Source organism: Calidifontibacillus erzurumensis, from assembly GCF_013303125.1.
In the GTDB taxonomy this organism is placed as follows: Bacteria; Bacillota; Bacilli; order Bacillales; family Bacillaceae_J; genus Calidifontibacillus; species Calidifontibacillus erzurumensis.
The window spans coordinates 114,065-140,068 of record NZ_JABTTE010000005.1 but is presented as its reverse complement, the minus strand read 5'-3'; the positions used below and the strand labels follow the sequence as shown (position 1 = coordinate 140,068).

Sequence of the window (26,004 nt, the reverse complement as noted above, 5' to 3'; positions counted from 1 at the left end):
TCCGGTGCCAAAGGCATCGCCTCGATAAGCACTGGAGCTAGACAGTAAATATGAAAAAAGATTATCTAGTTTTGAAAGAATAAAAAATATTGACTTCTGCGACAAAAATTGATAGTATAAATATGGAATTAAACTTAATCGCTTGGTGGCGATGGCGAAGAGGATACACCCGTTCCCATTCCGAACACGGAAGTTAAGCTCTTCAGCGCCGATGGTAGTTGGGGGCTTCCCCCTGCGAGAGTAGGACGTTGCCAAGCAAACCATATTATTAATTTTTTACTATCGCGGGGTAGAGCAGTCCGGTAGCTCGTCGGGCTCATAACCCGAAGGTCGCAGGTTCAAATCCTGTCCCCGCAACCAATCTTTTGGTCCCGTGGTGTAGTGGTTAACATGCCTGCCTGTCACGCAGGAGATCGCGGGTTCGATCCCCGTCGGGACCGCCATCTCTTTAATATAATATTGGCCCGTTGGTCAAGTGGTTAAGACACCGCCCTTTCACGGCGGTAACACGGGTTCGAATCCCGTACGGGTCATCGTAGATAGAAAGACTAACAGAACTGTTAGTCTTTTTTATTTTTTGAGGGTTCTAAACTAATTGCGGCATACATTCTTACCATCTCAAAGCCTTAGCCAATAAAAAGTACTTCTCATTTATGGTGATCTAGTTGTGGTACAAGAGAAACCAAGAAGAATAAGGATAGGCGTTTAGCATAACCAATTAGATCAATACTAAAGTTATTTAACAAAAGCTTTATGTAAAAAATAGTTTTGTGCAATAAAGGAAAAAGATATAGGAGTAAACTTCTCAGAATGAATGTAGGTTGACGTACATCCATTACTAAAGGAAGGATCAGAAAATCACTACACTAGCCTCATTGACAGAAAGTCTATTAAGGTTATAAAATCGATAAACGATTATTTTATAAAATAGTTATTAGGAAAAGAGGGATGGTATGAAATTTATCGGAATTTTGCTCTTTATTTTGCTTTTATTAACTGGCTGCAATGGAGCACAAAATAATGACGCAATAAATGAAGTAAATGAGCCGGATGGAAATTCATCAGAAGAGGCAATTAATCAACCAAATCAAGAGGAACCTATACCTGAAGAAAATAATGTTGAAGAGTATTCCCTTATTGATGAAACATTCTTATCAAATCTTGGAAATGGAAAGATAAAATACTGCGAACAAGCACTTGATCCAAATATAACAGCCTCAGAAATTCTTTCAATATTTGGAGAACCTGAATGGGAAGATTACTGGGACGGTGGATACGGAAGACAGTATGGTGACTGCTTTTATTTCGTAGATAGCGATAATCCAGATGCAAAAATGACAGCTATAGATTACAGTAGTGAAAAATTCACTCATACTCCTTCTGAAATAATAGAAGTACTCGGAGAACCAGAAAGTAAAGGCATAAGTGAAATGGACGGTTCCTATTTTCTTTTTTACCGATCAGGTGATTATTCGGCATTTTTTGAGTTTGAAAATGAAAACTCTCCTGTTGGCCATTTAAGAGTTAAGTATGAGAATTAAGGATGACGGAATTAAACTTCTGAAATTATAAGATGGTCTATGGATTATCTTGTTGAGGGTGATAAAAATAATCCATTTTCAACACGTAATCCAAATACCATAATGGCTTTAGTGACTTTCAAATGTCAAATCTACAAAAAATTAATTTTCAGTACAAATGTATCATGGAAAAAATTTGAGCGAACTCAGTTGGTGTTTAACTTATATTTATTTAATGATAGGGTATTAAGAGTTTTCACTCTACCACAATTGCTAGAAAACAATACCCAAAATAAAAAAGTGGAAGAAAACATTTTGTTTTTTCCACTTTTTTTAAAAGATATAATGCACTAAAGTGAATGTATATTGCTAACAATAGAATATGCATGAGATGTCATTCTTGTATGAGTTGAATTAACCGCGTTTTCCATCTTGTCTTTTGTTTAGACTACCTTTCGTATTTTTCGATTCCTATCATTTTAGGGATGTTATATTCTATAAATCTATACTGGTTATTTAAATATACTGATAGCTTTTTGCAAATCTTCTGCCATTAATGCTAGTTCATGAGAGGCATCTGCAAGTTGCTTCATAATTGCTGTTTGTTCTTGTGAAGATACTGTTATTTCTTCTGTGTGCTCAACAGTTTTTGTCGATATGTTGGCAATTTCGGTAGTCTTTGCTTTTAAATGCTCAAATTGATCTCTTATTTGAACAATTTGTTCCGTAACAATATTCAATTCCTTCTCAGAAACAGATGTTGTCTGTAATATTTGTTGGAAGGATGTACTTGTTTTATTAACGACATCAATACCTTCTTTTACGGCAACGGTTCCTTCATCCATTGTATTCACTGATTTTTGAACATCTACTTGAATTTCATTAATTAATATGTTGATTTGATCTGCCGCTCGATTTGTTTCATCTGCTAGTTTGCGAACTTCATTTGCTACTACCGCAAATCCTTTCCCGTGTTCTCCAGCCCGCGCAGCTTCTATAGCAGCATTTAATGCAAGTAAATTTGTTTGCTCAGAAATCGAAGTAATTAAAGTCAGGATTTTGTTAATTTTTTGTGCTTTTGATTTTAACATATAAATAGTCTCACTCATTGTACTTGTAATTGTACCAATCTCTGTCATTTGTTGGATAACTTTTTCCACATTGTCGTTGCCGGTTTGTGCTGAAAATGCAGCCTCATTTGAAGCAGCCATGGCTCTATGAATACTATTTTGTACTTGCTCAATCGATTCAGAAATAATAGCTATTTCGTATTTCGATTGAACAATTTGATCCATTTGATGTTACATTCCTAGTGCTACGTCTTGAATAGAATTGGAGATATTATTTGTGGCTTTTGTAGTTTCTTCAATGTTGGCTGAAAGTTGTTGGGAAGTTGTTACTAATTGATGGGAGTTAAAAGAAACGTTTGTGATAATGTTTTTTAGACTCTCCGTCATTTTTGTAAAATCTTTCGCAAGTTGACCAATTTCATCTTTTTTCTGAATATTAAGAGGCTGAATGTTTAAATAACCTGATGCTACTTCTTTTACATAATCGCTAATTTGTACAATGGGTTTAATCATCATACGAACTACTATTGCTGTGATAAAAGCAGCAATAAAGGGGAGTAGGAATCCAATTAGGATAGTAGTTTTTGCTATTTCCCATGTTCGATCCTTGACTATCTCTGCATTAAAGTCTATTGCATTAATAGCAATGATATTTTTATTTGGATCATGGTCTTCATAAATTGGTGCATATCCTGTAATACGCTCCATACCTCCGAAATTGTATATCTTTGTGTATGCTCCGTGTTTATTGCTAATTAAATGGTTTAGAGCTTCTTTGTCAATATAAAACTGGTCACCTGCCTTAAACCCTTGGTCTTTTAATTGTTTATCAGCCGCTAAAATTTTTCCGTCTAAGCTTAAAACATAGTGTGTTGCAAAAATTGGCTTCATTTCGACAGTCCAATTTATATCTTCTTCTATTTTAGGAATTGCCGATGTATCACCTCTTATTATACTTTTTAAATCATCAGGGTTGATGATACCCGTTGTAATATTAGCGCAGCCAATTAATTCTAGACCAGCTGCTTGGAGTACTGAATGATAGCTTGATTTATAGTTTATAATACTTAATAGACTTGTACTTGCTATAACAATAGCTGTAACAATAAACGTAATCTTTCCAGTGACTCCTAGCCTCACTTTCTTCTCCCCCCCTTTTTTTAGATTTTGTTCACTTTCTATATAATAAATTAAAATAAATAGATTGACTATCATTTAGATGAAAATATTTATTAAATTGTTATAAAAACATGAAATATAAGTCCAATTTATTATCAATTAATATCATTTTTACTTAATACTATTTTAAAATTCGTTATTAACCTATAGATGTATACTATAAAAAAATAATAAATTTTAATCATTTCAATAATATTTACAATTTTTACACAAATCATGAAAGGAATTTCCATTTTTGTCTTGAATATAGGTTGTTATAGAAAGTTTCTAACAAGTTTGTAGTAGTAAGGAGTTGTTACAAAGGTATGGTAATATCCCACCCAACAGAATATGATGCTTATTTATTTCATTCAGGGCGGCTTTTTCAAAGCTATAAAACATTTGGGGCTCACATTCGAAAAGAAAATGGCATCTGGGGTGTACGATTTACAGTTTGGGCGCCGCATGCAAAGCAGGTAAATGTAATTGGAGACTTTAATCAATGGAATGGGGATTATTACCGTTTGGAAAAGGTCAATGATGAGGGGATTTGGACAAAATTTTTTCCGAATTTGACAGAAGGTATGTTATATAAATATGAAATTACAACGGCTGATGGCCGCATCTTGCGAAAATGTGATCCTTTTGCTTTTTATTCTGAAAAACGTCCAAATACAGCCTCCATTGTATATGATTTATCTGGATATCAATGGAAAGATGAAAAATGGCATCTTCTAAAGAAAAATAACCCCACTTATCATAATCCAATGTTTATTTATGAAGTACATGCAGGAACATGGAAAAAGAAACAAAATGGAGAATTTCTCACTTATAAAGAACTTGCAGAAGAATTAATCCCATATGTATTGGAGCAGGGTTATACGCATATTGAATTGTTGCCCCTTGTGGAGCATCCATTTGATCGTTCTTGGGGTTACCAAGGAACTGGATATTATTCAGTAACAAGCCGTTATGGAACTCCCCATGAATTTATGGAATTTGTGGATCAATGTCACCAGCATGGAATCGGTGTCATCTTAGATTGGGTGCCAGGACATTTTTGTAAAGATGACCATGGTCTTTATTTTTTTGATGGAGAGCCAACTTATGAATATGCAAACCCCTATGTTATGCAAAATGATGTTTGGGGAACGGCGAATTTTGATTTAGGAAAAATGGAAGTGAAAAGCTTTCTAATTTCAAATGCGATTTTTTGGATGGATGTATACCATATCGATGGCCTGCGTGTAGATGCAGTTGCCAACATGCTTTATTGGGATATGGATGGTAGTGGAGAGCTAACTGAAAATCCTTATGCTGTTGCTTTTTTGAAAACTCTTAATGAAGAAGTTTTTAAATTTAATCCAGAGGCATTAATGATTGCAGAGGATTCAACGGCATGGCCTCTCGTTACGACACCGACGGACCGCGGGGGATTAGGATTTAATTATAAATGGAACATGGGATGGATGAATGATGTTCTAAAATATATGGAATTAGATCCAATTTATCGAAAATATCACCATCAATTATTGACGTTTTCTTTCTTATATGCCTATTCTGAAAATTTTATTTTGCCATTCTCACATGATGAAGTTGTCCATGGAAAAAAGTCTTTATTAAATAAAATGCCAGGTGATTATTGGCAGAAGTTCGCCCAGCTTCGGCTTCTATTTGGTTATATGATTACACACCCGGGGAAAAAATTATTATTTATGGGCGGTGAATTTGGTCAGTTTGACGAGTGGAAAGACTTAGAACAAGTCGATTGGTTTTTGTTAGATTATGACATGCATCATAAAATGCATGCATATAATAAAAAGCTTGTTGAATTTTATAGGAAAGAAAAATCCCTTTGGGAACTTGATTTGACGTGGGATGGTTTTCAATGGATCGATCCTGACAACAATGAACAAAGCATTTTAGCGTTCATCCGAAAGGCAAAAAATAAAGATGATTTTTTAGTCATTATTTGTAACTTTACACCTGTTGTTTATCATCATTTTAATGTCGGTGTTCCTGTTTATGCCGTCTATGAAGAAGTATTTTCAAGTGATGATCCAGCCTTTGGAGGCTCTGGGCAATTAAATGAGAAAAAACTAAAAAGCAAAAAGAAAAAATGGCATGGGAAGCCATATTCCATTTCAATGACGGTTCCACCATTTGGCATTTCGATCCTAAAACCTATAAAAAAACTGAAAAGTATCTATAAAGTTACAAGGAAGCAAGAATTTCAAACACATGACTTTATTACAGCAAAAATTCAAAAAAGAAAGGGAGCGAGTTAAATCGTGCGCCGGAAAAAATGCATTGCAATGCTGCTTGCTGGAGGGCAAGGCAGCCGTCTAAGTTTATTGACTAAAAATTTAGCAAAGCCAGCTGTTCCTTTTGGAGGGAAATATCGAATTATCGATTTTCCATTAAGCAATTGCACGAATTCGGGGATCCATACAGTTGGTGTTTTAACGCAATACAAACCGCTCGTATTGAATTCTTATATAGGAATCGGCAGCGCTTGGGATTTGGATAGAAGAGATGGTGGAGTTACAGTATTGCCTCCATATATGGAACAAGATGGAGGTCGCTGGTATCGTGGAACAGCTAATGCTATCTATCAAAACATTAATTTTATCGAACATCATAATCCAGAGCATATTTTAATTCTATCAGGCGACCATATCTATAAAATGGATTACTCTAAAATGCTCGATTATCATATAAAAAAGGATGCAGATGCTACGATATCTGTAATTGAAGTACCATGGGATGAAGCGGGCCGTTTTGGAATCATGAATACGAACGAAGACATGGCCATTACAGAATTTGAGGAGAAGCCAGAAAATCCGAAAAATAATTTGGCTTCTATGGGTATTTATATTTTTAAGTGGCACATCTTGCGCAATTATTTGGAAATGGATGACCGCAATGCCGAATCAAGCCACGATTTTGGAAAAGATGTCATTCCTTTAATGCTTGAAGAAGGGCTTAAGCTTTATGCCTATCCTTTTAAAGGCTATTGGAAAGATGTTGGAACTGTAAAAAGTTTGTGGGAAGCAAACATGGATTTATTGGAAGAAGAGCCTGAACTGGATTTAAACGATTATAGTTGGCGAATTTATTCAGTAAATCCAAATCAGCCACCGCAATACATTGCGCCAACGGCAACGATTCATCGTTCCCTTGTGAATGAAGGATGCATGGTATATGGAACGGTTGAGCACTCGGTATTATTTCCGGGAGTTCATATTGGAAAAGGTTCCATTGTGAAAAATTCGGTTGTGATGCCTGGAGCGAGAATTGGAGACAATTGCCAAATTGAAAATGCAATTATAGCTAGCGAAATGGTGATCGATCATAACCGCGTCATTATGCCGGTGAAAAAAGGTCAAGTTGTTTTAGTGGCAGAAGAAAAAATTAGTTGCTAAGGGTGAGGAAAAATTGAAAAACGTTATGATCGGATTGATTGACGCAACAACCAGTTTTGGAGATTTAAAAGAATTGACGATGATGCGCTCATTGGCAGCTGTGCCATTTGGCGGGCGGTACCGACTTATAGATTTTGCTTTGTCAAATATGGTTAATTCGGGGATTGAGAGCGTAGCAGTTTTTCCTAAATATCATTATCGTTCATTAATGGACCATCTTGGTTCAGGAAAAGATTGGGATTTAAATAGGAAAAGGGATGGACTGTTTTTCTTCCCACCTCCATTTAATTCACATAATGACCATTTAGCATCGGTTCTACATTATTTTAAGTATCATAAAGATTATTTCTATAAAAGTTCGCAGGAATATGCAGCTATTGTAAAAAGCAATACAATATGCAATATAGATTTTAAGGAAGTTTTCCGGCAACATGTAGATGCAGGTGTTGATATTACAGAAGTGTGCAAAAATGGCGAGTCGCTTGAAATGTATATATTAAAGAAATCGTTGTTGCTTGAATTCATCAATTTGCAAAGTGAAAATTCGCATTTTACAATTTCTGATATCGTTGAAAATTTCCCGAAAAAATTAACGTATCAAAGCTATGAGTATGACGGGTATGCGGCAACGATTAACTCAATAACTGATTATTACAAGCATAGTCTTGAATTGCTTGAGCCGGAAATTATGATGCATCTGTTTTCACCAGAACGGCCGATTTTTACAAAAGTTAAAGATGAACCGCCAACCCGTTATTGCAAAGATGCGTGCGTAAAAAATGCGATGATTGCGAATGGATGCATAATTGAAGGACATGTGGAAAATAGTATTCTTTTCCGTGGCGTCAAAGTTGGTAAAGGCGCAGTCGTGAAAAATAGCATCATTATGCAAAAAAGTAATATTGGCGATGGAGCAGTTCTAGATACTGTTATTATTGATAAAGATGTGATGATTGAAAGTGGTGTAAAGCTCATCGGAAATAAAGAGGCACCAATCGTTATTCCAAAGGGACGGATACAAGGAGCGCTGATGAATTCGTGAATATTTTATTTATAGTTTCCGAATGTGTACCATTTATTAAATCCGGGGGCCTGGCTGATGTCGCTGGTGCCCTCCCAAAAGAATTGAAAAAGCTTGGCAATGATGTGCGGGTTCTAATGCCAAAATATGGTGGGATTGCTCAACATTATAAAGAAAGAATGGAAAAAATTGCTGAAATTACTGTGCAACTAAGTTGGCGCAATCAATATTGTGGTGTTGAAAAACTAGAGCACGAAGGAATTATCTATTATTTTATTGATAATGAATATTATTTTAAGCGTGATGGCATGTATGGCTTTTATGATGATGGAGAAAGGTTTTCTTACTTTTGTAGGGCAGCTTTAAATGTGCTTCCTTATTTAGATTTTAAGCCGGATATTTTACATTGTCATGATTGGCATACAGGTATGATTCCATTTTTATTGAATGCTCAATATCGCAGCTATCCTTTATATGCTAATTTGCGAACAATTTTTACGATTCATAATCTCCAATTTCAAGGGATCTTTCCGAGAGAAATATTGGGGGATCTTTTAAACTTGGATGATTCTTATTTTGATGATCGACTGGAATTTTATGGTTGTGTTAATTTTATGAAAGCAGCCATTGTATCCTCGGATTTTATTACGACGGTTAGTCCAACTTATATGGATGAAATTCAAATGCCATATTACGGTGAAAAATTGGACGGATTGCTTCGATCTAGAAGTTATAAGCTAAAAGGAATTTTAAACGGCATTGATGTCGACATTTATAATCCAGCAACAGATCCATTTATTATCGCAAATTATGATCAGAACTCATTAAAAGAAAAAGTGAAAAATAAGCGTCATTTACAGCATTACTTTGGTTTAAAAGAAAGTGATGATACACCGGTTATAGCAATTATTTCTCGCCTTACGGAGCAAAAAGGTTTGGACCTTGTAAAAAGAGTGTTTCATGAGTTGATGAGCTATGATCTTCAATTTATTATACTTGGAACTGGCGATTTACAGTTTGAAGATTTTTTTCGGACAATGGAACACTTGAATAAAGATAAAGTGCGGGCATATATTGGTTTTAACGAGGAACTGGCTCATCAAATATATGCTGGTGCTGATTTATTTTTGATGCCATCAAAATTTGAACCTTGTGGTCTCGGTCAATTAATTGCTATGCGCTATGGTACAATCCCGATTGTGCGGGAAACGGGCGGCCTCAATGATACAGTAACGTCTTATAATGAATTCACTGGGGAAGGCAATGGCTTTTCATTTAAAAACTTTAATGCCCATGATATGTTGTATACAATTAAACGTGCACTTTCTTTTTATAACCAAAAAACGGTTTGGGAAAAGATTGTAAAAACAGCAATGTCCCAAGACTATAGCTGGTTCCAATCAGCGCAAAAATATAATGACATGTATAGGGGGCTGTATAAAGGCGAATATTGATAAAGAATGTGCTGGAAGGATTTTGCTGGAAAAAGGAGAGAGAATAGCCGATGTTCTCAAGCAAAGATGCTTTCAAAAAGCATTTTCTCGAAAAATATGAAATGATGTTTGGGAAAAGTTTTGAAGAATCTACTCTGTCTGAGCTGTATCATACGCTTGGGCAGATGGTTCGCGAGTATGTAAGCCACGCATGGATTGAAACAAATGAAAGGAATCGTGCCAATCAAAAAAAACAAGTATATTATTTCTCAATTGAATTTCTGTTAGGAAGGTTACTAGGGAATAATTTGCTCAACCTAGGTATCCGTGATGTTGTAGAAGAGGGTTTGAAAGATCTTGGGGTTCATTTAACAGACGTAGAAGAACAAGAAGTTGATGCCGGACTTGGAAATGGAGGGTTAGGCCGTCTGGCTGCTTGCTTTTTAGATTCCTTGGCATCGTTATCTTTACCTGGTCATGGAGTAGGGATTCGTTACAAACATGGTTTATTCGATCAAAAAATAATTGATGGTTATCAAGTTGAATTGCCTGAACAATGGCTTAGAAATGGTAATGTATGGGAAATAAGGAAGGAAAGCCAATCAGTCGAAGTAAAGTTTGGCGGTGAAGTTCAAGTTTCATATGGAAATGGAAGATTAATGTTCCATCATGTGAATGCCGAAACAGTAACAGCCGTTCCTTATGATATGCCAATCATCGGATATAAAAACAACACAGTCAATACGCTTCGATTATGGAGTGCGGAACCTACTCAATTTCGCCCGGAAAAAGGCGATGTCATGAAATATAAACGAGAAACAGAAGCTATTTCTGAATTTTTGTATCCGGATGATTCCCATATTGAAGGAAAAATTTTGCGTCTAAAGCAACAATATTTTCTTGTTTCTGCAGGACTAAAAAGCATCGTCAGCACTTATTTAAAATCAAACGACCATTTGCGTAATTTTCATCATAAAGTAGCAATCCATGTGAATGATACCCACCCAGTTTTAGCAATTCCCGAATTAATGAGAATTCTTATGGATGAATATGGAATGGGGTGGGATGAAGCGTGGGAAATTACAACGAATACAATTTCTTATACGAATCATACGACATTATCAGAAGCTTTAGAAAAGTGGCCGATTTCCATTTTCAAACCGTTATTGCCGCGGATATATATGATTGTAGAGGAAATTAACGAACGGTTTTGCAGAAGTTTATGGAATCGTTATCCTGGGGATTGGAAGCGAATTGAGGAAATGGCCATTATCGCTCATGGGGTCATTAAAATGGCTCATTTAGCGATTGTGGGAAGCCATAGTGTCAACGGTGTCGCTAAAATTCATACCGATATTTTGAAGAAGCGTGAAATGAAGTTGTTTTATGAATATTACCCGGAGAAATTTAATAATAAAACAAACGGAATTACTCATCGGCGCTGGTTATTGAAAGCAAATCCAAACCTTGCGAAAACGATTTGTGATGCGATTGGCGACAAGTGGATTGCCAACCCGCAAAAATTAGCATCTCTTGTCCCCTTTGCAAAAGACGATAGCTTCAAACAAAAGATTTATGAAGTTAAACAGAATAACAAGCGGGCTTTAGCCAAGCGGATTAAACAAATGACTGGAATTGTCGTTGATGAACAATCGATGTTTGATGTACAAGTGAAACGGCTTCATGCCTATAAACGGCAGCTGTTAAATATATTGCACATCATGTACTTATATAATCGCTTGCATGAAGATGCAAAATTTTCGATTACACCAAGAACTTTCATTTTCGGTGCGAAAGCATCCCCAGGTTATTACTATGCAAAGAAAATCATTAAATTAATTAACACATTGGCTGCTAAAGTTAATGGTGATCCAAAGACAAGAGATGTATTAAAAGTTATTTTTTTAGAAAATTACCGTGTATCTTTAGCAGAAGAAATTATCCCTGCGGCTGATGTTAGTGAGCAAATATCAACAGCTAGCAAAGAAGCGTCTGGAACAGGGAATATGAAATTTATGATGAATGGAGCCATTACACTTGGTACGCTTGATGGTGCCAATATTGAAATTTTAGAAGAAGTAGGGCCGAATAATATTTTTACATTCGGTTTAACGGCTGATCAAGTGTTGGCTTACCAAAAAAATGGTGGTTACCGAGCGATCGAGTATTACCATCATGACAAAGATTTAAATCAAGTGATTGATCAACTGATCAACGGCTTTTTCCCTGTTCCTACCCATGAATTTGAAACCATTTACGATTCATTGCTTGTACAAAATGATGAATATTTTGTGTTAAAAGATTTTCGTTCTTATGTCCGAGCCCACGAGCGGGTTGGTGCAGCCTATGGAGATTGGGATAGTTGGATGGAAAAAAGCATTATAAATATTGCTAAATCAGGCCATTTTTCAAGCGACCGTACAATTCAGGAATATGCCGATGAGATATGGGGAATTACCCGGTCTGTTTAAATCACTATTGCCAAGAATTAAAAAATAAAGTGGATATCGGTTTAAGGGGAAAACCGGTATCCACTTATTTTTTTCAAAAAAAAACTATAAATATCCAAATTTTGAAAGATATAAATGAAAAGTATGGTAAAATAGAAAGAGATTGGTATATTACTAGATTAAAAGGAGGTACATAGAAAATGAAAAAATTATTGATGATTTTCATTGTTGCATTATTAGCTGCTAGTCCCTATTCAACAGCAAGTGCAAGCAGTAATGATGCAGTCACTCGCGGCCAGTTTTTTAAGATGGTCGTTGACCACCTAGGCTATGATATAGCAAAAGCTAAAGCTGAACTTCCGAAAGATGTTCCTGCCAATTCACCGTATGCAGATGTTGTAAAAATATTAAAAGATAAAAAGATAGTTGTTGGATTTGGTGATGGAACGGTTCGACCGAATGATCCAATTAAGCCAGCTGAAGCAGCAACGATTGTTTCTCGCTTGCTAGTATTAAAGGGAGATGCAAAAGCTGCCTTAGCTGAGAACTATGGGATTACTTTTGACAATGAGGAAACTCTATCATTAGAAAAAGCACAAGAAATCATTAATAAGGCATTAACAAGTGATCAAAAAGCTCTTGAAATCGTAGAGCAAATGACGGTCGCCCAAAATGAACAAACATCATTTAAAGCCACTGCTAAAATGGCAATGGATTTTAAATTAAAAGAAGGTCAAACTGATATTCCAGAATTAACAAATGGAATGAAAATGGATACGAACCTTTCTATGACATTCCATAAAGAAAAGGGCATGCACCAACAAATTACAATTGCAGTACCAGATCCAATGACAAATGAATTGCAAAATATGACGGTGGAACAATACTTTGTTCCAGAAGGTATGTTCATGAAAGTAGATGATCCTGAAACAGGGGAAGCCCATTGGCTTGATATGAGTGCAGGACTGCCGTTTTCATTTGCTGAATTGATGAAGACGAATGAAGAAAGTATGCAAATCGTGAACGAATTTAATCGTCAATATTTCTTCTACCGCGATTTAGGAATGGAAGTCGTGAATGGAGCGAACAATTATAAACTTGCATTTCAAGGAAAGATCCACTCATTGGAAGACATGCTTGGTATGTTGGGAACTATTTTAAATGATCAGAGCGATCAGTTATTAGTTGGTTTAGAAAATATGCCAAATATTGCAATGGAGATGACTGGCTATATTTGGGTTGATGAAAAGACCAAATTACCAACACGCCAAACATGCAAATTTGTGATTGTATTTGGACAAGCTAAAGAGCCAGGAATGGACTTGCCAATTGAAAGCATTCAATATGATATGGATATGAACTATTCAGCTTTCAATGAAGTTCAAGAAATTGTCCTACCAGAAGAAGCGAAAAACGCTGAAAAACTTCCAGGATTTGAAGAACCAGTTGATTTGCCGCAAACAGACATTTAAGGGGATTGGGGTATTCGGGATGCAACAAAAGGTTTAAACTCGAATCCCCCTCTGAATTCTAAAAATATTCGTTTTTCACCCGATTATTTCTATTTGCAAGTTGTAAAATATATGTAGATTATAAAAAATGGAGTGATCGAGAAATGTTAACTTTTTATTCTAGGATTCTCGTTGCTTATGATGGTTCTGATTTAAGTAAAAAAGCGTTGGAAATGGCAATGGCACTTGCAAAACAAGATGAAAAAATTGAATTATCGGTTGTAACTGTAACCAATCCTCCTGTTGCTACATCGATTGGTACTTATGGCATTTATAATCAAGAACTGATCAATGAAATAAGAGAAAGCGTAGAAAAAATTTTACAAGAAGTAAAAGAAAAATTAAAAGAATTGCCTAATAAAACGAAAACAGTTGTTTTAGAAGGGAATCCAGGCCGGTTGATTGTTGATCACGCCAACCAGATTAGCTGCGATTTAATTGTAATGGGAAGCCGGGGATTAAGCGGATTAAAAGAATTGTTCTTAGGAAGCACAAGCCATTATGTCGTTCAGCGGGCGAATTGTCCGGTATTTATTGTAAAGTAGTTGTTCATATAAAGAATCCGAAGGAGCAAGGCTGGGTCTTTTGTTAGAACCAGCCTCTACTTATTCTGATTATGCCAAGTTTTCGTATTGCTCCAGTCCATTAAAGATGACCTACTACAAATTAATATCAGATTCTGTTATTTACGCTGTTATTCTTCGATTAATCGTTTTCAAACATGTTGGCGATCCCGCCAAGGATGCTGCCTTCACCACGGTTTTGGCCACCGCCGGAAGGAGCAGAAGCAAATATACGGTCAGCAAGACGGCTAAATGGTAATGATTGTACCCAAACGGTGCCTGGACCTTTAACGGTTGCAAAAAACAAGCCTTCGCCGCCAAATAAAGCTGTCTTAATTTTTCCTACAAATTCAATGTCATAATCAACATCTCTCGTCATCGCCACAAGGCAACCTGTATCAATTTTCAACTTTTCACCTGAAGCCAATTCTTTTTTATAAATCGTACCGCCTGCATGAAGAAATGCTAAACCGTCACCTTCAAGTTTTTGCATAATAAACCCTTCACCGCCGAAAAAGCCGGCACCGAGGCGGCGTTGAAATTCAATGCCAACTGAAACTCCTTTTGCTGCACATAAAAATGCATCTTTTTGACAAATGACTTTGCCGTTAAGTTCGCTTAAATCAACCGGAATGATCTTACCTGGATATGGTGCGGCAAAAGATACATGCTTGATGGATGAGCTTTGATTTGTAAAAACAGTCATAAACAGGCTTTCACCTGTTAGAACGCGTTTACCTGCTCCAAGAAGTTTTCCAAATAGACCTTTTCCAGAAAAGCTGCCATCGCCGAAAATCGTTTCCATTTCAATGCCGTCTTCCATCATCATCATGGCTCCTGCTTCAGCAATAGTGCTTTCACCAGGGTCTAATTCAATTTCAACAAATTGCATATCATCCCCGTAGAGCTTATATTCGATTTCATGAGAATTCATCATCCATCCTCCCTTTTACTGTAATCCTTTGTATTATATCATGAATAAATGTATATTTTTCCCTAATGGATAAATAAAATCTTCTATTTGTGGTTGCTTGCTCACATGCACAACATAAAATTGATGGTGAATGGACGATGAAACTGCGTTTCGGCAGCAATTGCTATTGAATAGTATGTTTTTACTTTTATTCATCTTCTTCTAATGGCTCTAGCTCCGGTGCACCTAAATTTCCTGTAACGGCCATGGCCTCTTCAGAATCAAGAAGCTCTTCATAAGCTTGATGAACTGCGTTTGGATAAACTTGAATTTCTTTTCCTGTTATATCTGTGGCAACAAAACTTTCTATATCCTCTACATAAGAGATTTTTTCATCTTTTTCAATAATCATATCATTGTAATCTGTAACACTTCCTTCAAAAAAGTCGGATGGAGTTTCTGATGTTCCATACATTGAAACATCTTGCCATGAATCTTCGGCATCGTAGAAAGTTGCCTCTTCTCCATCAAAATCAAATTTCCCAAAGGGAGGTGTTAAAATTTCTTCTTCGACCGGCCTTTTATGGGATACTTCTTTATCAGGCGTATGGTCCATGCAGTGTACAGCTGTTGGCAATGCTTGCAGGCGTTCAAACGGTATATCTTTTTCACAAGTTTCACATTTCCCGTAAGTGCCATTAGCTATTTTGGCAAGTGCATGATCGATGTCTTTCAGTTCTTTTTCTAGATGTTCGATTAAAGCGATATCTTTTTCCCGTTCATACAAATCTGTTGCAGTATCAGCAGGATGGTTGTCATATCGGGATAGTTCCCCAACAGAATCAATTTCATGAGCATGATTTATATCAAAATAATCAGTTGCCTCAAGCTCTCTTTTTATTTCATTTTTCCGTTCAATTAACGCTTGTTTAAGGATAGAAAGTTCATGTGGAGTAAGCATGACGAACGCTCCTTTGACAATATATTTCCACACCTTTAGTATGAACGAAATGGAGCTATTCATCCTTTATTTTTTCTTAAGAATTGCAATTGTACAGCGGCAAATTGAAATCAATTCATTGTTTTCGTCGACAATTTTTATATCCCAAACCATTGTAGTTCTTCCTTTATGTATGGGAGTAGCGATAGCTTTTACAATTCCATCTTTTTTTGCACGCAAATGGTTGGCATTAATTTCTATACCGACGGGTACTTCCTTTTCTTGATTAACATTTAATAGCGTTCCCATGCTTGCTGCCGATTCAGCAAGTACGACCGAAGCGCCTCCATGAAGAAGACCCATGGGTTGGCGCGTCTTTGGGCCAACAGGCATTGTTAGGATTACTTCATCTTTTTGAAATTGTTCGACTGAAATTTCTAAAGCCTCATGGATTGTATTTGAAAAATCCAATTTGCTTCGCCCCTTTTTCTTTATTATCCTTTCATGGTGCCAGACCCCTTTCCTGCACCATCTGCGGCACCGTCTGCGGTATGAAGAGAGTAAAAAAGCATACGATTATGCATCGTATGCTTGTTTCTTTCCTCATTTATTTATATTATATCCAATAACTTAGTAATAAGCCAAAGGCAACAAGGAACCCGAAATGAGTGTTTGTTTGGGCTGTTGCTTTCATCGCCGGCATCATTTGGATCGGTTGTGTTTTACCATGAAATCCGCGCACAGCTTGAACAGCTTTTGGCAAGCTGCCGAATACAATTAAAAGCCATGGTGATACAATTTGTGCAAAAATAAGAACTAGAATCCAACCATAGGAAACGGCGAACATGAAAGCTAGTAAGCGAATTGCTTTTTCTCTCCCAACAAGAATTGCCAGTGTGCGGCGGCCGCTTTTTTTATCTCCATCGAGGTCACGGATGTTATTAGAAAGTAAGATGGCCCCAATTAAAATTGAAATTGGAATAGAAATCAAAATACTTTCTAATGAAATCGAACCAACTTGGATAAAATATGCAATAAGTATAATGACTACACCCATAAAGAACCCGGCAACAATTTCTCCAAATGGAGAATAAGCGATTGGAAACGGACCACCTGTATAAAAATAAGCAGTTATCATACAGACGATGCCGATGGCAGCAATCCACCAACTAGAATTTGCACAAATATATAATCCAAGCAGAATTGCTATCGCAAAAAAGCCACATGCAACATTGAGAATCGTCTTTGGGGCAATGCCGTCGCGAACAATGCCACCGCCAATGCCGATAGAGTCTGCATTGTCAAGGCCTCGTTTATAATCATAGTATTCATTAAACAAATTGGTTGCTGCTTGAATTAATAGACTTGCAATGAGCATAGCTAAAAATAATAATATATTGACCGAACCATCTAACAACGCCAAAGCAGTGCCGATTGAAACAGGAACAAATGAGGCTGTCAACGTATGTGGCCTTAATTGCCTATACCACGTTTTCCATGAACTTTCTTTTTTATTCTTTACATTTATGCGATGTTCAGTTTGCATATGATCCTCCTTCATTATTGTCCCCTATTGCCTCCGAAAAACGACAAAATTTACCATAAACAATGTTTTTTCGAAAAATATCGAATTTTTCCGTTATCACATTTTGGACACTAATAGTGTAGGAAAATGCACCTTTAGAGTCAATGGGTTTTAATGAATATGCACAAATTGACAAGGAAAAACTATATAAAATTTTATGTAATGAAAAGTTTACGGCTAAAATGTCAAGTAAAAAGGATAGAAGTATGTTAAAATAAATTGATGTGCAGATTTTTCATGAGTATGATTGCAAGAGAAAATACATGGATTTTGTCGAAGGTTGACAAAAGTCACGTTTTTCTAAGGGGGAGAAGAAGTGGTAACAATACAACATAGTACAATCCACAAGAAAGTGGCTTGCGGAGTTGAACAAGCAAAGTCTGTTTCCCGCTCAGTAATCGTTAGTACTAGTACAAAAGTAGACTATGCAATAGATCCAGTTGCATTTTATAGACAAGGTGAAAATCGTATAGGTGAACGTTTTTTCTGGGCTGCACCTAATGGGGATTTTGTTATGGTTGGAGTCGGCAGTGCCCATACATTGGTCAGCAATAGCGATAACTGTTTTAAACAATTTGAAAAAGATTGGCAGGAATTACTGAATTATAGTACTGCGGATCAGATTGAAGAACCGGGAGTAGGGCCGGTTCTATTTGGAGCCTTTTCTTTCGATCCTAAAAAAGAAAAAACTAATTTGTGGAGAAACTTTCCTATTGCCAAAATGGTACTGCCCCAACACGTATTAACTATTACAAAAGACGAATGTTGGCTAACTGTTAATATGATGGTTGATCAAAATACAAATGCCGAGCATCTTGCTGATGCCATATTAAAAGAACAACAAAATCTTTTACAAAATTTAACGAAGCCTACTTATAATCCATCTCATCGTGAATTAACAATTGAAGAACTAGATAAAGATGAGTGGATTGCTTCTGTAGATAAAGTTGCCGGACAAATTCGCTCAAGTGAAATTGAAAAAGTTGTGCTTGCCCGGGAAATACGGGTAAAAAGCGACCGTCCATTCATCACTGAAGAAATTTTAGATCGCCTGCTTACAGAACAGCCGATTAGCTATATTTTCGCTCTAGAAGGCGGTGAAGATTGCTTTATGGGTGCGTCTCCAGAGCGTTTAGTGAAAAAGCAAGGAAAAGAAGCTTTTTCAACTTGCTTGGCAGGTTCGATCGGCAGAGGGAGCACACCGGAGGAGGACTATAAGCTAGGTAATGAACTATTGAATGATGCAAAAAATTTACACGAGCATGAAGTCGTTGTCCGGGCCATTACATCTGCTTTTGAACAAGGATGTGAACGGATTAGTGTGCCGGAAAAACCAATCTTATATAAAATTCGTGATATCCAGCATCTTTATACACCTGTAGTCGGTGAAGTGAAAAAAAATGTGTCACTTTTAACGCTTGTTGAAAAGCTTCATCCTACACCAGCTTTGGGCGGTCATCCGAAGGAAGAAGCACTACAAAAAATTCGAACGATTGAAAGGTTAGACCGCGGTTTGTATGCGGGCCCAATCGGTTGGCTTGATAGCAAAGGTAATGGTGAATTTGCGGTAGCTATTCGTTCTGCTTTGGTGCAGGGGAAAGAAGCTTCTTTATTTGCGGGCTGCGGAATTGTCGGAGATTCAGATCCGGCTAGCGAATATAAAGAAACACAAATGAAGTTTCGGCCAATGTTGTCAGCGTTGGGAGGGTTTTCCCATGAGTTTAAATAAAGCATTAACACTCTATGTTGCTCATTTCTTGGATGAATTGGTACAGGCTGGGGTAAAAAATATCGTCATTAGTCCAGGATCAAGATCAACACCTATTGCAATGCTCGCTGCTGAACATCCTGACTTAAAGATTTGGTTGCAAGTTGATGAACGTTCTGCAGCTTTCTTTGCGTTAGGTATGGCTAAAGCAAGTAGAGAACCGGTGGCGATCGTTTGTACATCCGGGACAGCTGTAGCCAATTATATGCCAGCAGTCGTCGAAGCAAAAGAGTCGCAAGTTCCTTTGATCGTTTTGACCGCAGATCGCCCACACGAACTAAGAGATATCGGTGCCCCGCAGGCGATCGATCAAATTAATTTTTTTGGGAAGCAGGTTAAATGGTTTGTGGAAATGGCGATTCCTGAAGATCGGCAGGAAATGTTACGTTATTCACGAACAGTTGCTGCGAGAGCTGTTGCAGTTTGCCAAATGAGCCCGAGCGGACCAGTTCATTTAAACTTTCCGTTTCGAGAACCTCTTGTGCCGATCATTGAAGATGATTCAATTTGGAAAGAGGGGCTTGATGAAAGGCGACCTTTTGTTAATGTAACTCCACCTACGTGGCAAGCAAATGATGAATTGTTGGAACAGCTTGCGAGCAAACTTTTATCGATTGAACGCGGTTTAATCGTATGCGGACCATATGATCGTCCGGAATTTGCAGAAACGGCTGTTTCTCTTGGCGAAAAGTTAGGTTTTCCGGTGCTTGCTGATCCGCTTTCGCAACTAAGAGCTGGACGTCATTCAAAAGATATCGTTATTGACAGTTATGATGCGTTTTTACGAGATGAATACATAGCAGAAAGACTTAAGCCGGAAGTGGTCATTCGATTTGGCGCAATGCCGGTTTCAAAATTTTTATTTTTATATTTGAAAAACAACCCATCAATTGAACAAATCATAATTGATGGAGAAGGTTTGTGGCGTGATCCAACCTTACTTGCAGCTGAAGTCATTTATGCAGATCCACTTTATTTTGCGAAAAAGCTTGGATCGCTATTAAATAAAAAAATCGAAAGGAACGGTCACCAATTCACGAATTCTTGGCTTGAGAGCTGGATAACCGCTGATCGCATAGCCGGTGAAACACTTTATTCCGTTGGTAAAGAAGAGCCAGATTTTGAAGGCCGTGTAGTAATCGAACTTGCTGATTGCCTGCCAGAGCAGGCAGTGCTGTTTGTAGGTAACAGCATGCCTATTCGCGATGTAGACAGCTTTTTCTTGTCGACAGACCGTAATATTCGAATTATGTGTAATCGCGGTGCCAATGGCATTGATGGCACGATTTCAACAGCGCTCGGGGCTAGTACAACTGCTTGGCCACTTGTGCTCCTTGTTGGTGACTTAACATTCTTTCATGATTTAAATGGGCTGCTCGCTGCAAAATTACACGAGCTAAATGCTACCATTGTTGTTGTGAATAATGAAGGTGGAGGTATTTTTTCTTTCTTACCGCAAAGTGCACATCCAAAAAATTTCGAGCTTTTATTTGGCACTCCGCTAGGGCTCGATTTTAGCCATGCAGTTAAAATGTATGGTGGTCGTTTTACTAGGATTAATCGTTGGAATGACCTTCGTAATGAAATCACTACAAGTCTAGCATCCGGCGGCTTAAATGTAATTGAAATCCGGACGGACCGCTATCTAAATGTAGAAAAGCATCGTCGGATTTGGAACTTGGCAAATGAAAAAATTAAACAATATTTACAAGAATAGGAGTGTCTGTCTCCCAAATAAATTGAAAGGGAGAGTTAAAAAAGATGTATATTGAAGTAAATGGCGTCAAGTATCATGTCAATGTGTGCGGGCAAGGGGAACCGCTTCTGCTTTTGCATGGGTTTACCGGGTCACAAACCACCTGGAAACCGTTCATTACGATGTGGCAAGATAAGTTTCAATTGATTCTAGTTGATTTAATCGGTCACGGGGCAACAGATCATCCAATAGATGCAAGCCGCTATAAAATGGAATGTGTTGCTTTTGATTTACGCTCGATTTTAGAAAAACTTCAAATATCAAAAACGCATCTACTAGGATATTCGATGGGTGGCCGCGTTGCTTTATCATTTGCTATGCTTTATCCTGAGTTTGTCAAATCTGTTATATTAGAAAGCAGTTCTCCTGGTTTGAAAACGGAAAAAGAAAGGAAAGAACGTTGCAAGACAGACGTGCAGTTAGCAGAAAAAATTGAGCGGGAAGGCATCCGATCGTTTGTTGATTTTTGGGAAAAGATCCCACTCTTCTCTTCCCAACAAACGCGGCTTTCGGAAATACAAAAACAAACTCTTCGAAACGAAAGGATGCAAAATAGTGAAATCGGTCTTGCGAATAGTTTGTGTGGAATGGGGACGGGCATGCAGCCATCTTGGTGGGAGAAGCTGCCGGAGTTTCAAAAGCCCGTATTCCTTCTTGCCGGTGAGCTTGACGAAAAATTTTGCAAGATTAATGAAGAAATGGATAAACTTTTTCCGAATTCAAAGTTCCTCATTGTAAAAGATGCAGGACATGCAATTCATGTGGAACATCCTGAATTTTTTGGTAAAATAGTAAAGGACTATTTATTACATGGACAAGCAATACAATAAGTAGTTCAAAAATACATATCTTAGGAGGGATACCATGGCAGTCGAATGGGTAGAGAAATATCCAGGTAAATACGAAGAGATTCTTTATGAAACATATAATAGCATTGCAAAAATTACGATTAATCGTCCTCATGTTCATAACGCTTTTACGCCATTAACAGTTGCGGAAATGATTGATGCATTTGCCGATGCCCGCGATGACTCTAATATTGGTGTTATCATCTTAACAGGTGCTGGTGATAAAGCGTTCTGTTCCGGCGGTGACCAAAAAGTGCGCGGCCATGGCGGTTATGTAGGAAAGGATAATATCCCACGTCTAAATGTACTAGACTTGCAGCGCCTCATTCGCGTCATTCCAAAGCCAGTGGTGGCGATGGTTGCTGGTTATGCAATCGGCGGTGGACATGTTCTTCATGTTGTTTGTGATTTAACGATTGCTGCTGATAACGCTATTTTTGGGCAAACTGGTCCAAAGGTTGGCAGCTTTGATGCAGGTTATGGCTCTGGTTATTTAGCACGTATTGTCGGTCATAAAAAAGCGCGTGAAATTTGGTATTTATGCCGCCAATATACTGCTCAAGAAGCGCTTGAAATGGGCCTTGTCAATACGGTTGTTCCTTTAGAGAAATTAGAAGAAGAAACTATTAAATGGTGCGAAGAAATGCTTGAAAAATCACCAACAGCTTTGCGTTTCTTAAAAGCTGCGTTTAACGCTGACACAGACGGTCTCGCTGGCATCCAACAATTTGCTGGAGATGCTACGCTTCTTTACTATACGACAGATGAAGCAAAAGAAGGTCGTGACGCATTTAAAGAAAAACGCAAACCAGACTTTGGCAAATTCCCGCGTTTTCCATAAGATGTTGATAAACAGTTTAGCAAGTTTTGCTAAGCTGTTTTTTTTGAAAAAACATTAGTAGGAAGGGATGCTAACAAGGGCATTCTGCTATTTAAAATCTCAAACTATTTCTTTTTTTATGAAAGAAAGGAGTGACACCGTATTGTCAATGGTGACGATGCCCAATTGGTTGGCAAAAAGAGCAAGCTTAACACCAGACAGAAAAGCGCTCATTACGAAAGAAGAAACATGGACTTTTCGGAAGCTTCATGAGCTTTCAAAGATAGCGGCAAACAAATTAGCAGCAATCGGTATTAAAGATGGCGATCACGTAGCAGTTTTAATGGGAAACCGACCAGAGTTTTTATTTTTATTGCATGGATTAGAATATATAGGTGCTGTTGCTGTTCTTTTAAACACAAAATTGGCTGTATATGAATTATGCTATCAACTTGTTGATTCTGAAAGTAAGCTTCTCATTTATGATGACATTTTTGAAGAAAAGGCTGCAGATATTTTTACTTCGATAGAAGTAAAGAAGGTTCGGCTAACAGATTTTTTATCGATTGAGGAAGGGAATGCCGATATTCGCTCAGAATGGCAGCTTGATCGTGTTCATACGATCATTTATACATCGGGAACAACCGGCCAGCCTAAGGGAGTCATGCTTACATATGGGAATCACTGGTGGAGTGCAGTAGGTTCAACATTAAATCTTGGACTATACAGCGATGACTGCTGGCTCTGTGCAACCCCTATTTTTCATGTCAGCGGTTTATCGATCTTATTGCGGAGTGTATTTTATGGGATTCCTGTTTATTTAGTGAATAAATTTGAGCCTTGCGAAGTGAATGATGCGATTGAGAAGCAAGGTGTGACCATCATTTCGGTTGTCAGTCAAATGTTAATGAGAATGGTCGCAGATTTAGGAGAGCGAAAGTATCCAAAATCATTCCGATGTGCGTTATTAGGCGGCGGGCCAGCACCAAAGCCATTGCTTGAAATGTGCCGTGAAAAGGAAATCCCTGTTTATCAAACATATGGCATGACAGAAACAGCTTCGCAAATTGTTACCCTTAGTTCCGAGTATATGTTAACAAAATTAGGTTCTGCTGGGATGCCATTATTTCCTGCACAATTGCGGATTGAAAAAGATGGGGCCGTCCTTCCGCCGAATGAAGCGGGAGAAATTGTTGTTAAAGGACCAAACGTAACGATAGGTTATTGGAAAAAAGAAGATGCCACGAAAAAAAATATTATCGATGGATGGCTTTACACGGGAGATATTGGTTATGTGGATGAGGATGGCTTTTTATATGTTCTCGACCGCCGTACGGATTTAATTATTTCGGGTGGAGAAAATATTTATCCTGCCGAAGTAGAGTCGGTCATTTTATCTCATCCAAGTGTTGAAGAAGCGGGGGTCGTAGGAAAGGATAGTGTTGAATGGGGACAAGTTCCGGTCGCTTTTGTCAAACTTTTCGATTCACAGACGGCAACAAAAGAGGACATTATTGCTCATTGTAAAGAACGACTGGCTAAATATAAAGTTCCTACGGACGTCTTTTTTGTCGATCACTTGCCTCGGAATGCATCTAATAAATTAATGCGAAAAGAGTTGCGGAAATGGATTCGGTAAAGAGTTTAGCAATTGTTGTTAAATGAAGGTTGAAAATTTTTGTAGTTACAAGTATGAAAGAAAGTAGATGAACTTTTATAGGGATTCTAAATAAAAATAAGGAGCGGATGGGAAACAGGGGGGGTCCGCTCCTTCACATACCTAAAATATTTTTTTACATTATCTTTGCAAGCTGTATAAAAATTCAGGTAGCCATAGGCTGATTTGTGGTACAAATGTTACTAAAGCAAGTGCAACGATTGTAGCCAATAACCAAGGACCAGTCGCTTTTGTAACATCGACGAGCGACATTTTTGAAATACCACTTGCAACGTATAAATTCAAACCAACCGGAGGTGTAATCATACCAATTTCCATGTTGACTATCATGATGATACCAAAGTGAATTGGATCGATTCCTAATGCAACAGCAACAGGAAAAAGAATTGGACCTAAAATTGTAATAATTGCAGTCGGTTCCATAAATTGACCAGCAATAAATAAGATTAAGTTAACAATTAATAGGAATGCAATTGGTCCCATATTCATATCATTAATGATTGAAACAAGTTCATGTGGAATTCGCTCTAACGTTAAGATGTGTGCGAATACCATCGCCATTGCAATGATAAAGAACAACATAGCTGTTGTTTTTGTTGATTCAACTAAAATGCCTGGAATGTCTTTAATTTTTAAATCTTTATGAATGAAAAATCCTACAATTAAACCAAAGAAGCAAGCAACAGCTGCTGATTCTGTTGGTGTAAATAGTCCGGAATAAATACCGCCGATAACTAAGATTGGAAGCGACAAGCTCCAAATAGATTCGCGCAATGCTTTCATTCTTTCGCTGAAAGAAGCTTTAGGGCTAAGCGGATAGTTATTCTTTTTTGCAACAATATAACTTACTGAAGCTAGCAAAACAGCAAGCAAAAGTCCTGGTACGATTCCTGCTAAAAACATTTTTCCTACTGATTGTTCAACTGTTACGCAGTATACAATCATTGGAACGCTTGGTGGGATTAGAATTCCTAGTGATCCAGCAGTCGCAATTGAACCGACGCCATAGCTTTTTGGATATCCAAACTTAACCATTGCCGGGATCATGATGCCCCCAATCGCGGCAACAGTCGCTGGAGAAGAACCGGAAATTGCAGCAAACAATGCACAAGAGAAAATCGCTGCAATGGATAATCCACCTGGCAAATGGCCGATGAAGGCATTTGCTAGATTAATAAGACGTTTAGCAACGCCGCCTGTTGTAAAAATATTCCCTGCTAATACGAAAAACGGAATAGCCATTAACGGGAAGTTATCTAAACCTGAAAATACTTTTCCTGCTAAATCAGGTAGTGGATCTGTCGTAAAATAATAAATAACTGCAAAAGAAGCAAAGCCTAATGAAATAGCAATTGGCAAACCGATAAATAAAAAGAAGAATAACAAAGAGAACACAGCCAATGCTGCACTGTTAATCATCATTGAATAAATAACACCGACTAAAGATAGTAAGATAAAAAATAGTGATGACAATTTTTTTAACGGTGTTCCTGATTTAGGCAACATCGGTTGTTCAAAAGATTGATTATTAGGAACTGCATTCAT

General features: G+C 37.6%; 21 protein-coding genes, 3 tRNA genes and 1 rRNA gene. 18 read left to right on the top strand and 7 right to left on the bottom strand.

Going from position 1 to position 26,004, the window contains the following annotated elements:
* The first annotated feature begins 141 nt into the window (after positions 1–141).
* The 6 genes from rrf (at position 142) to HR057_RS06320 (ending at position 1,874) form a co-directional block, all read left to right on the top strand.
* A 5S ribosomal RNA gene (rrf, locus tag HR057_RS06345) occupies positions 142–257 on the top strand.
* A 26-nt stretch (positions 258–283) separates the two neighbouring features.
* Positions 284–360 (top strand) — tRNA-Met (locus HR057_RS06340).
* 7 nt (positions 361–367) lie between these two features.
* Positions 368–443, top strand: a tRNA-Asp gene (locus HR057_RS06335).
* Positions 444–461: 18 nt separating this feature from the next.
* Positions 462–533, top strand: a tRNA-Glu gene (locus HR057_RS06330).
* Between the two features lie 420 nt (positions 534–953).
* Positions 954–1,541 carry a hypothetical protein gene (locus HR057_RS06325; protein ID WP_173730587.1) on the top strand — a complete coding sequence of 196 codons (588 nt, stop codon included), beginning with the start codon at positions 954–956 and terminating at the stop codon, positions 1,539–1,541.
* Positions 1,542–1,580: 39 nt separating this feature from the next.
* Positions 1,581–1,874 (top strand): hypothetical protein, encoded by a 294-nt coding sequence (locus tag HR057_RS06320; RefSeq protein WP_173730586.1) that lies wholly within the window; start codon positions 1,581–1,583, stop codon positions 1,872–1,874.
* Positions 1,875–2,032: 158 nt separating this feature from the next.
* Here the strand turns inward: HR057_RS06320 and HR057_RS06315 are convergent, their stop codons facing one another.
* Both HR057_RS06315 and HR057_RS17300 read right to left on the bottom strand, forming a co-directional pair.
* Positions 2,033–2,815, bottom strand: coding sequence for a methyl-accepting chemotaxis protein (locus tag HR057_RS06315; RefSeq protein WP_173730585.1), 783 nt, complete (start codon positions 2,813–2,815; stop codon positions 2,033–2,035).
* Between the two features lie 6 nt (positions 2,816–2,821).
* A complete protein-coding gene (locus HR057_RS17300) occupies positions 2,822–3,730 on the bottom strand; it encodes a HAMP domain-containing protein (protein WP_173730584.1) in 909 nt (302 codons plus the stop codon).
* Between the two features lie 344 nt (positions 3,731–4,074).
* Between HR057_RS17300 and glgB the strand changes: the two genes are divergently transcribed.
* The 7 genes from glgB to HR057_RS06275 all read left to right on the top strand — a co-directional run bounded on the left by glgB (position 4,075) and on the right by HR057_RS06275 (position 14,133).
* Positions 4,075–6,036 carry a 1,4-alpha-glucan branching protein GlgB gene (glgB, locus tag HR057_RS06305; RefSeq protein ID WP_173730583.1) on the top strand — a complete coding sequence of 654 codons (1,962 nt, stop codon included), beginning with the start codon at positions 4,075–4,077 and terminating at the stop codon, positions 6,034–6,036.
* A 27-nt stretch (positions 6,037–6,063) separates the two neighbouring features.
* A complete protein-coding gene (locus HR057_RS06300; RefSeq protein ID WP_196237871.1) occupies positions 6,064–7,173 on the top strand; it encodes a glucose-1-phosphate adenylyltransferase in 1,110 nt (369 codons plus the stop codon).
* Between the two features lie 13 nt (positions 7,174–7,186).
* Positions 7,187–8,215: a GlgC family sugar phosphate nucleotidyltransferase gene (locus tag HR057_RS06295; protein WP_173730582.1), complete on the top strand. Its 1,029-nt coding sequence runs from the start codon at positions 7,187–7,189 to the stop codon at positions 8,213–8,215.
* On the top strand, positions 8,212–9,648 hold the full coding sequence (gene glgA / locus HR057_RS06290; protein ID WP_173730581.1) for a glycogen synthase GlgA: 1,437 nt from the start codon (positions 8,212–8,214) through the stop codon (positions 9,646–9,648). The genes HR057_RS06295 and glgA overlap by 4 nt, the downstream gene beginning before the upstream one ends.
* Positions 9,649–9,698: 50 nt before the next feature.
* Positions 9,699–12,098, top strand: coding sequence for a glycogen/starch/alpha-glucan phosphorylase (locus HR057_RS06285; protein WP_173730580.1), 2,400 nt, complete (start codon positions 9,699–9,701; stop codon positions 12,096–12,098).
* Between the two features lie 179 nt (positions 12,099–12,277).
* Positions 12,278–13,549, top strand: coding sequence for an S-layer homology domain-containing protein (locus HR057_RS06280; protein ID WP_173730579.1), 1,272 nt, complete (start codon positions 12,278–12,280; stop codon positions 13,547–13,549).
* A gap of 143 nt (positions 13,550–13,692) precedes the next feature.
* Positions 13,693–14,133, top strand: a complete 441-nt coding sequence (locus tag HR057_RS06275; protein WP_173730578.1) for a universal stress protein — start codon at positions 13,693–13,695, stop codon at positions 14,131–14,133.
* Positions 14,134–14,293: 160 nt separating this feature from the next.
* Here HR057_RS06275 and HR057_RS06270 read toward each other — a convergent pair whose 3' ends face one another.
* The 4 genes from HR057_RS06270 to HR057_RS06255 all read right to left on the bottom strand — a co-directional run bounded on the left by HR057_RS06270 (position 14,294) and on the right by HR057_RS06255 (position 17,550).
* Entirely contained in the window at positions 14,294–15,085 is a 792-nt protein-coding gene (locus HR057_RS06270; protein WP_173730577.1) for a TIGR00266 family protein, read from the bottom strand.
* A gap of 187 nt (positions 15,086–15,272) precedes the next feature.
* Positions 15,273–16,025, bottom strand: a complete 753-nt coding sequence (locus HR057_RS06265; protein ID WP_173730576.1) for a yteA family sporulation protein — start codon at positions 16,023–16,025, stop codon at positions 15,273–15,275.
* A gap of 66 nt (positions 16,026–16,091) precedes the next feature.
* Positions 16,092–16,475, bottom strand: a complete 384-nt coding sequence (locus HR057_RS06260) for a hotdog fold thioesterase (protein ID WP_196237867.1) — start codon at positions 16,473–16,475, stop codon at positions 16,092–16,094.
* Positions 16,476–16,620: 145 nt separating this feature from the next.
* Positions 16,621–17,550, bottom strand: coding sequence for a 1,4-dihydroxy-2-naphthoate polyprenyltransferase (locus HR057_RS06255; RefSeq protein WP_173730575.1), 930 nt, complete (start codon positions 17,548–17,550; stop codon positions 16,621–16,623).
* A 355-nt stretch (positions 17,551–17,905) separates the two neighbouring features.
* Here HR057_RS06255 and HR057_RS06250 point away from each other — a divergent pair, with 355 nt between their 5' ends.
* The 5 genes from HR057_RS06250 to HR057_RS06230 all read left to right on the top strand — a co-directional run bounded on the left by HR057_RS06250 (position 17,906) and on the right by HR057_RS06230 (position 24,420).
* Positions 17,906–19,318, top strand: coding sequence for an isochorismate synthase (locus HR057_RS06250; protein WP_173730574.1), 1,413 nt, complete (start codon positions 17,906–17,908; stop codon positions 19,316–19,318).
* The gene (gene menD / locus HR057_RS06245) at positions 19,305–21,074 is read left to right on the top strand and encodes a 2-succinyl-5-enolpyruvyl-6-hydroxy-3-cyclohexene-1-carboxylic-acid synthase (protein ID WP_173730573.1); all 1,770 of its coding nucleotides are present in this window, start codon (positions 19,305–19,307) and stop codon (positions 21,072–21,074) included. The genes HR057_RS06250 and menD overlap by 14 nt, the downstream gene beginning before the upstream one ends.
* Positions 21,075–21,118: 44 nt before the next feature.
* Positions 21,119–21,943 (top strand): 2-succinyl-6-hydroxy-2,4-cyclohexadiene-1-carboxylate synthase, encoded by an 825-nt coding sequence (gene menH / locus HR057_RS06240; protein WP_173730572.1) that lies wholly within the window; start codon positions 21,119–21,121, stop codon positions 21,941–21,943.
* Between the two features lie 34 nt (positions 21,944–21,977).
* The gene (menB, locus tag HR057_RS06235) at positions 21,978–22,802 is read left to right on the top strand and encodes a 1,4-dihydroxy-2-naphthoyl-CoA synthase (RefSeq protein WP_173730571.1); all 825 of its coding nucleotides are present in this window, start codon (positions 21,978–21,980) and stop codon (positions 22,800–22,802) included.
* A gap of 148 nt (positions 22,803–22,950) precedes the next feature.
* The gene (locus HR057_RS06230) at positions 22,951–24,420 is read left to right on the top strand and encodes an o-succinylbenzoate--CoA ligase (protein WP_173730595.1); all 1,470 of its coding nucleotides are present in this window, start codon (positions 22,951–22,953) and stop codon (positions 24,418–24,420) included.
* A gap of 159 nt (positions 24,421–24,579) precedes the next feature.
* On the opposite strand, the gene HR057_RS06225 is transcribed toward HR057_RS06230, so the two are convergent.
* Entirely contained in the window at positions 24,580–26,004 is a 1,425-nt protein-coding gene (locus tag HR057_RS06225; protein ID WP_230474366.1) for a TRAP transporter large permease, read from the bottom strand.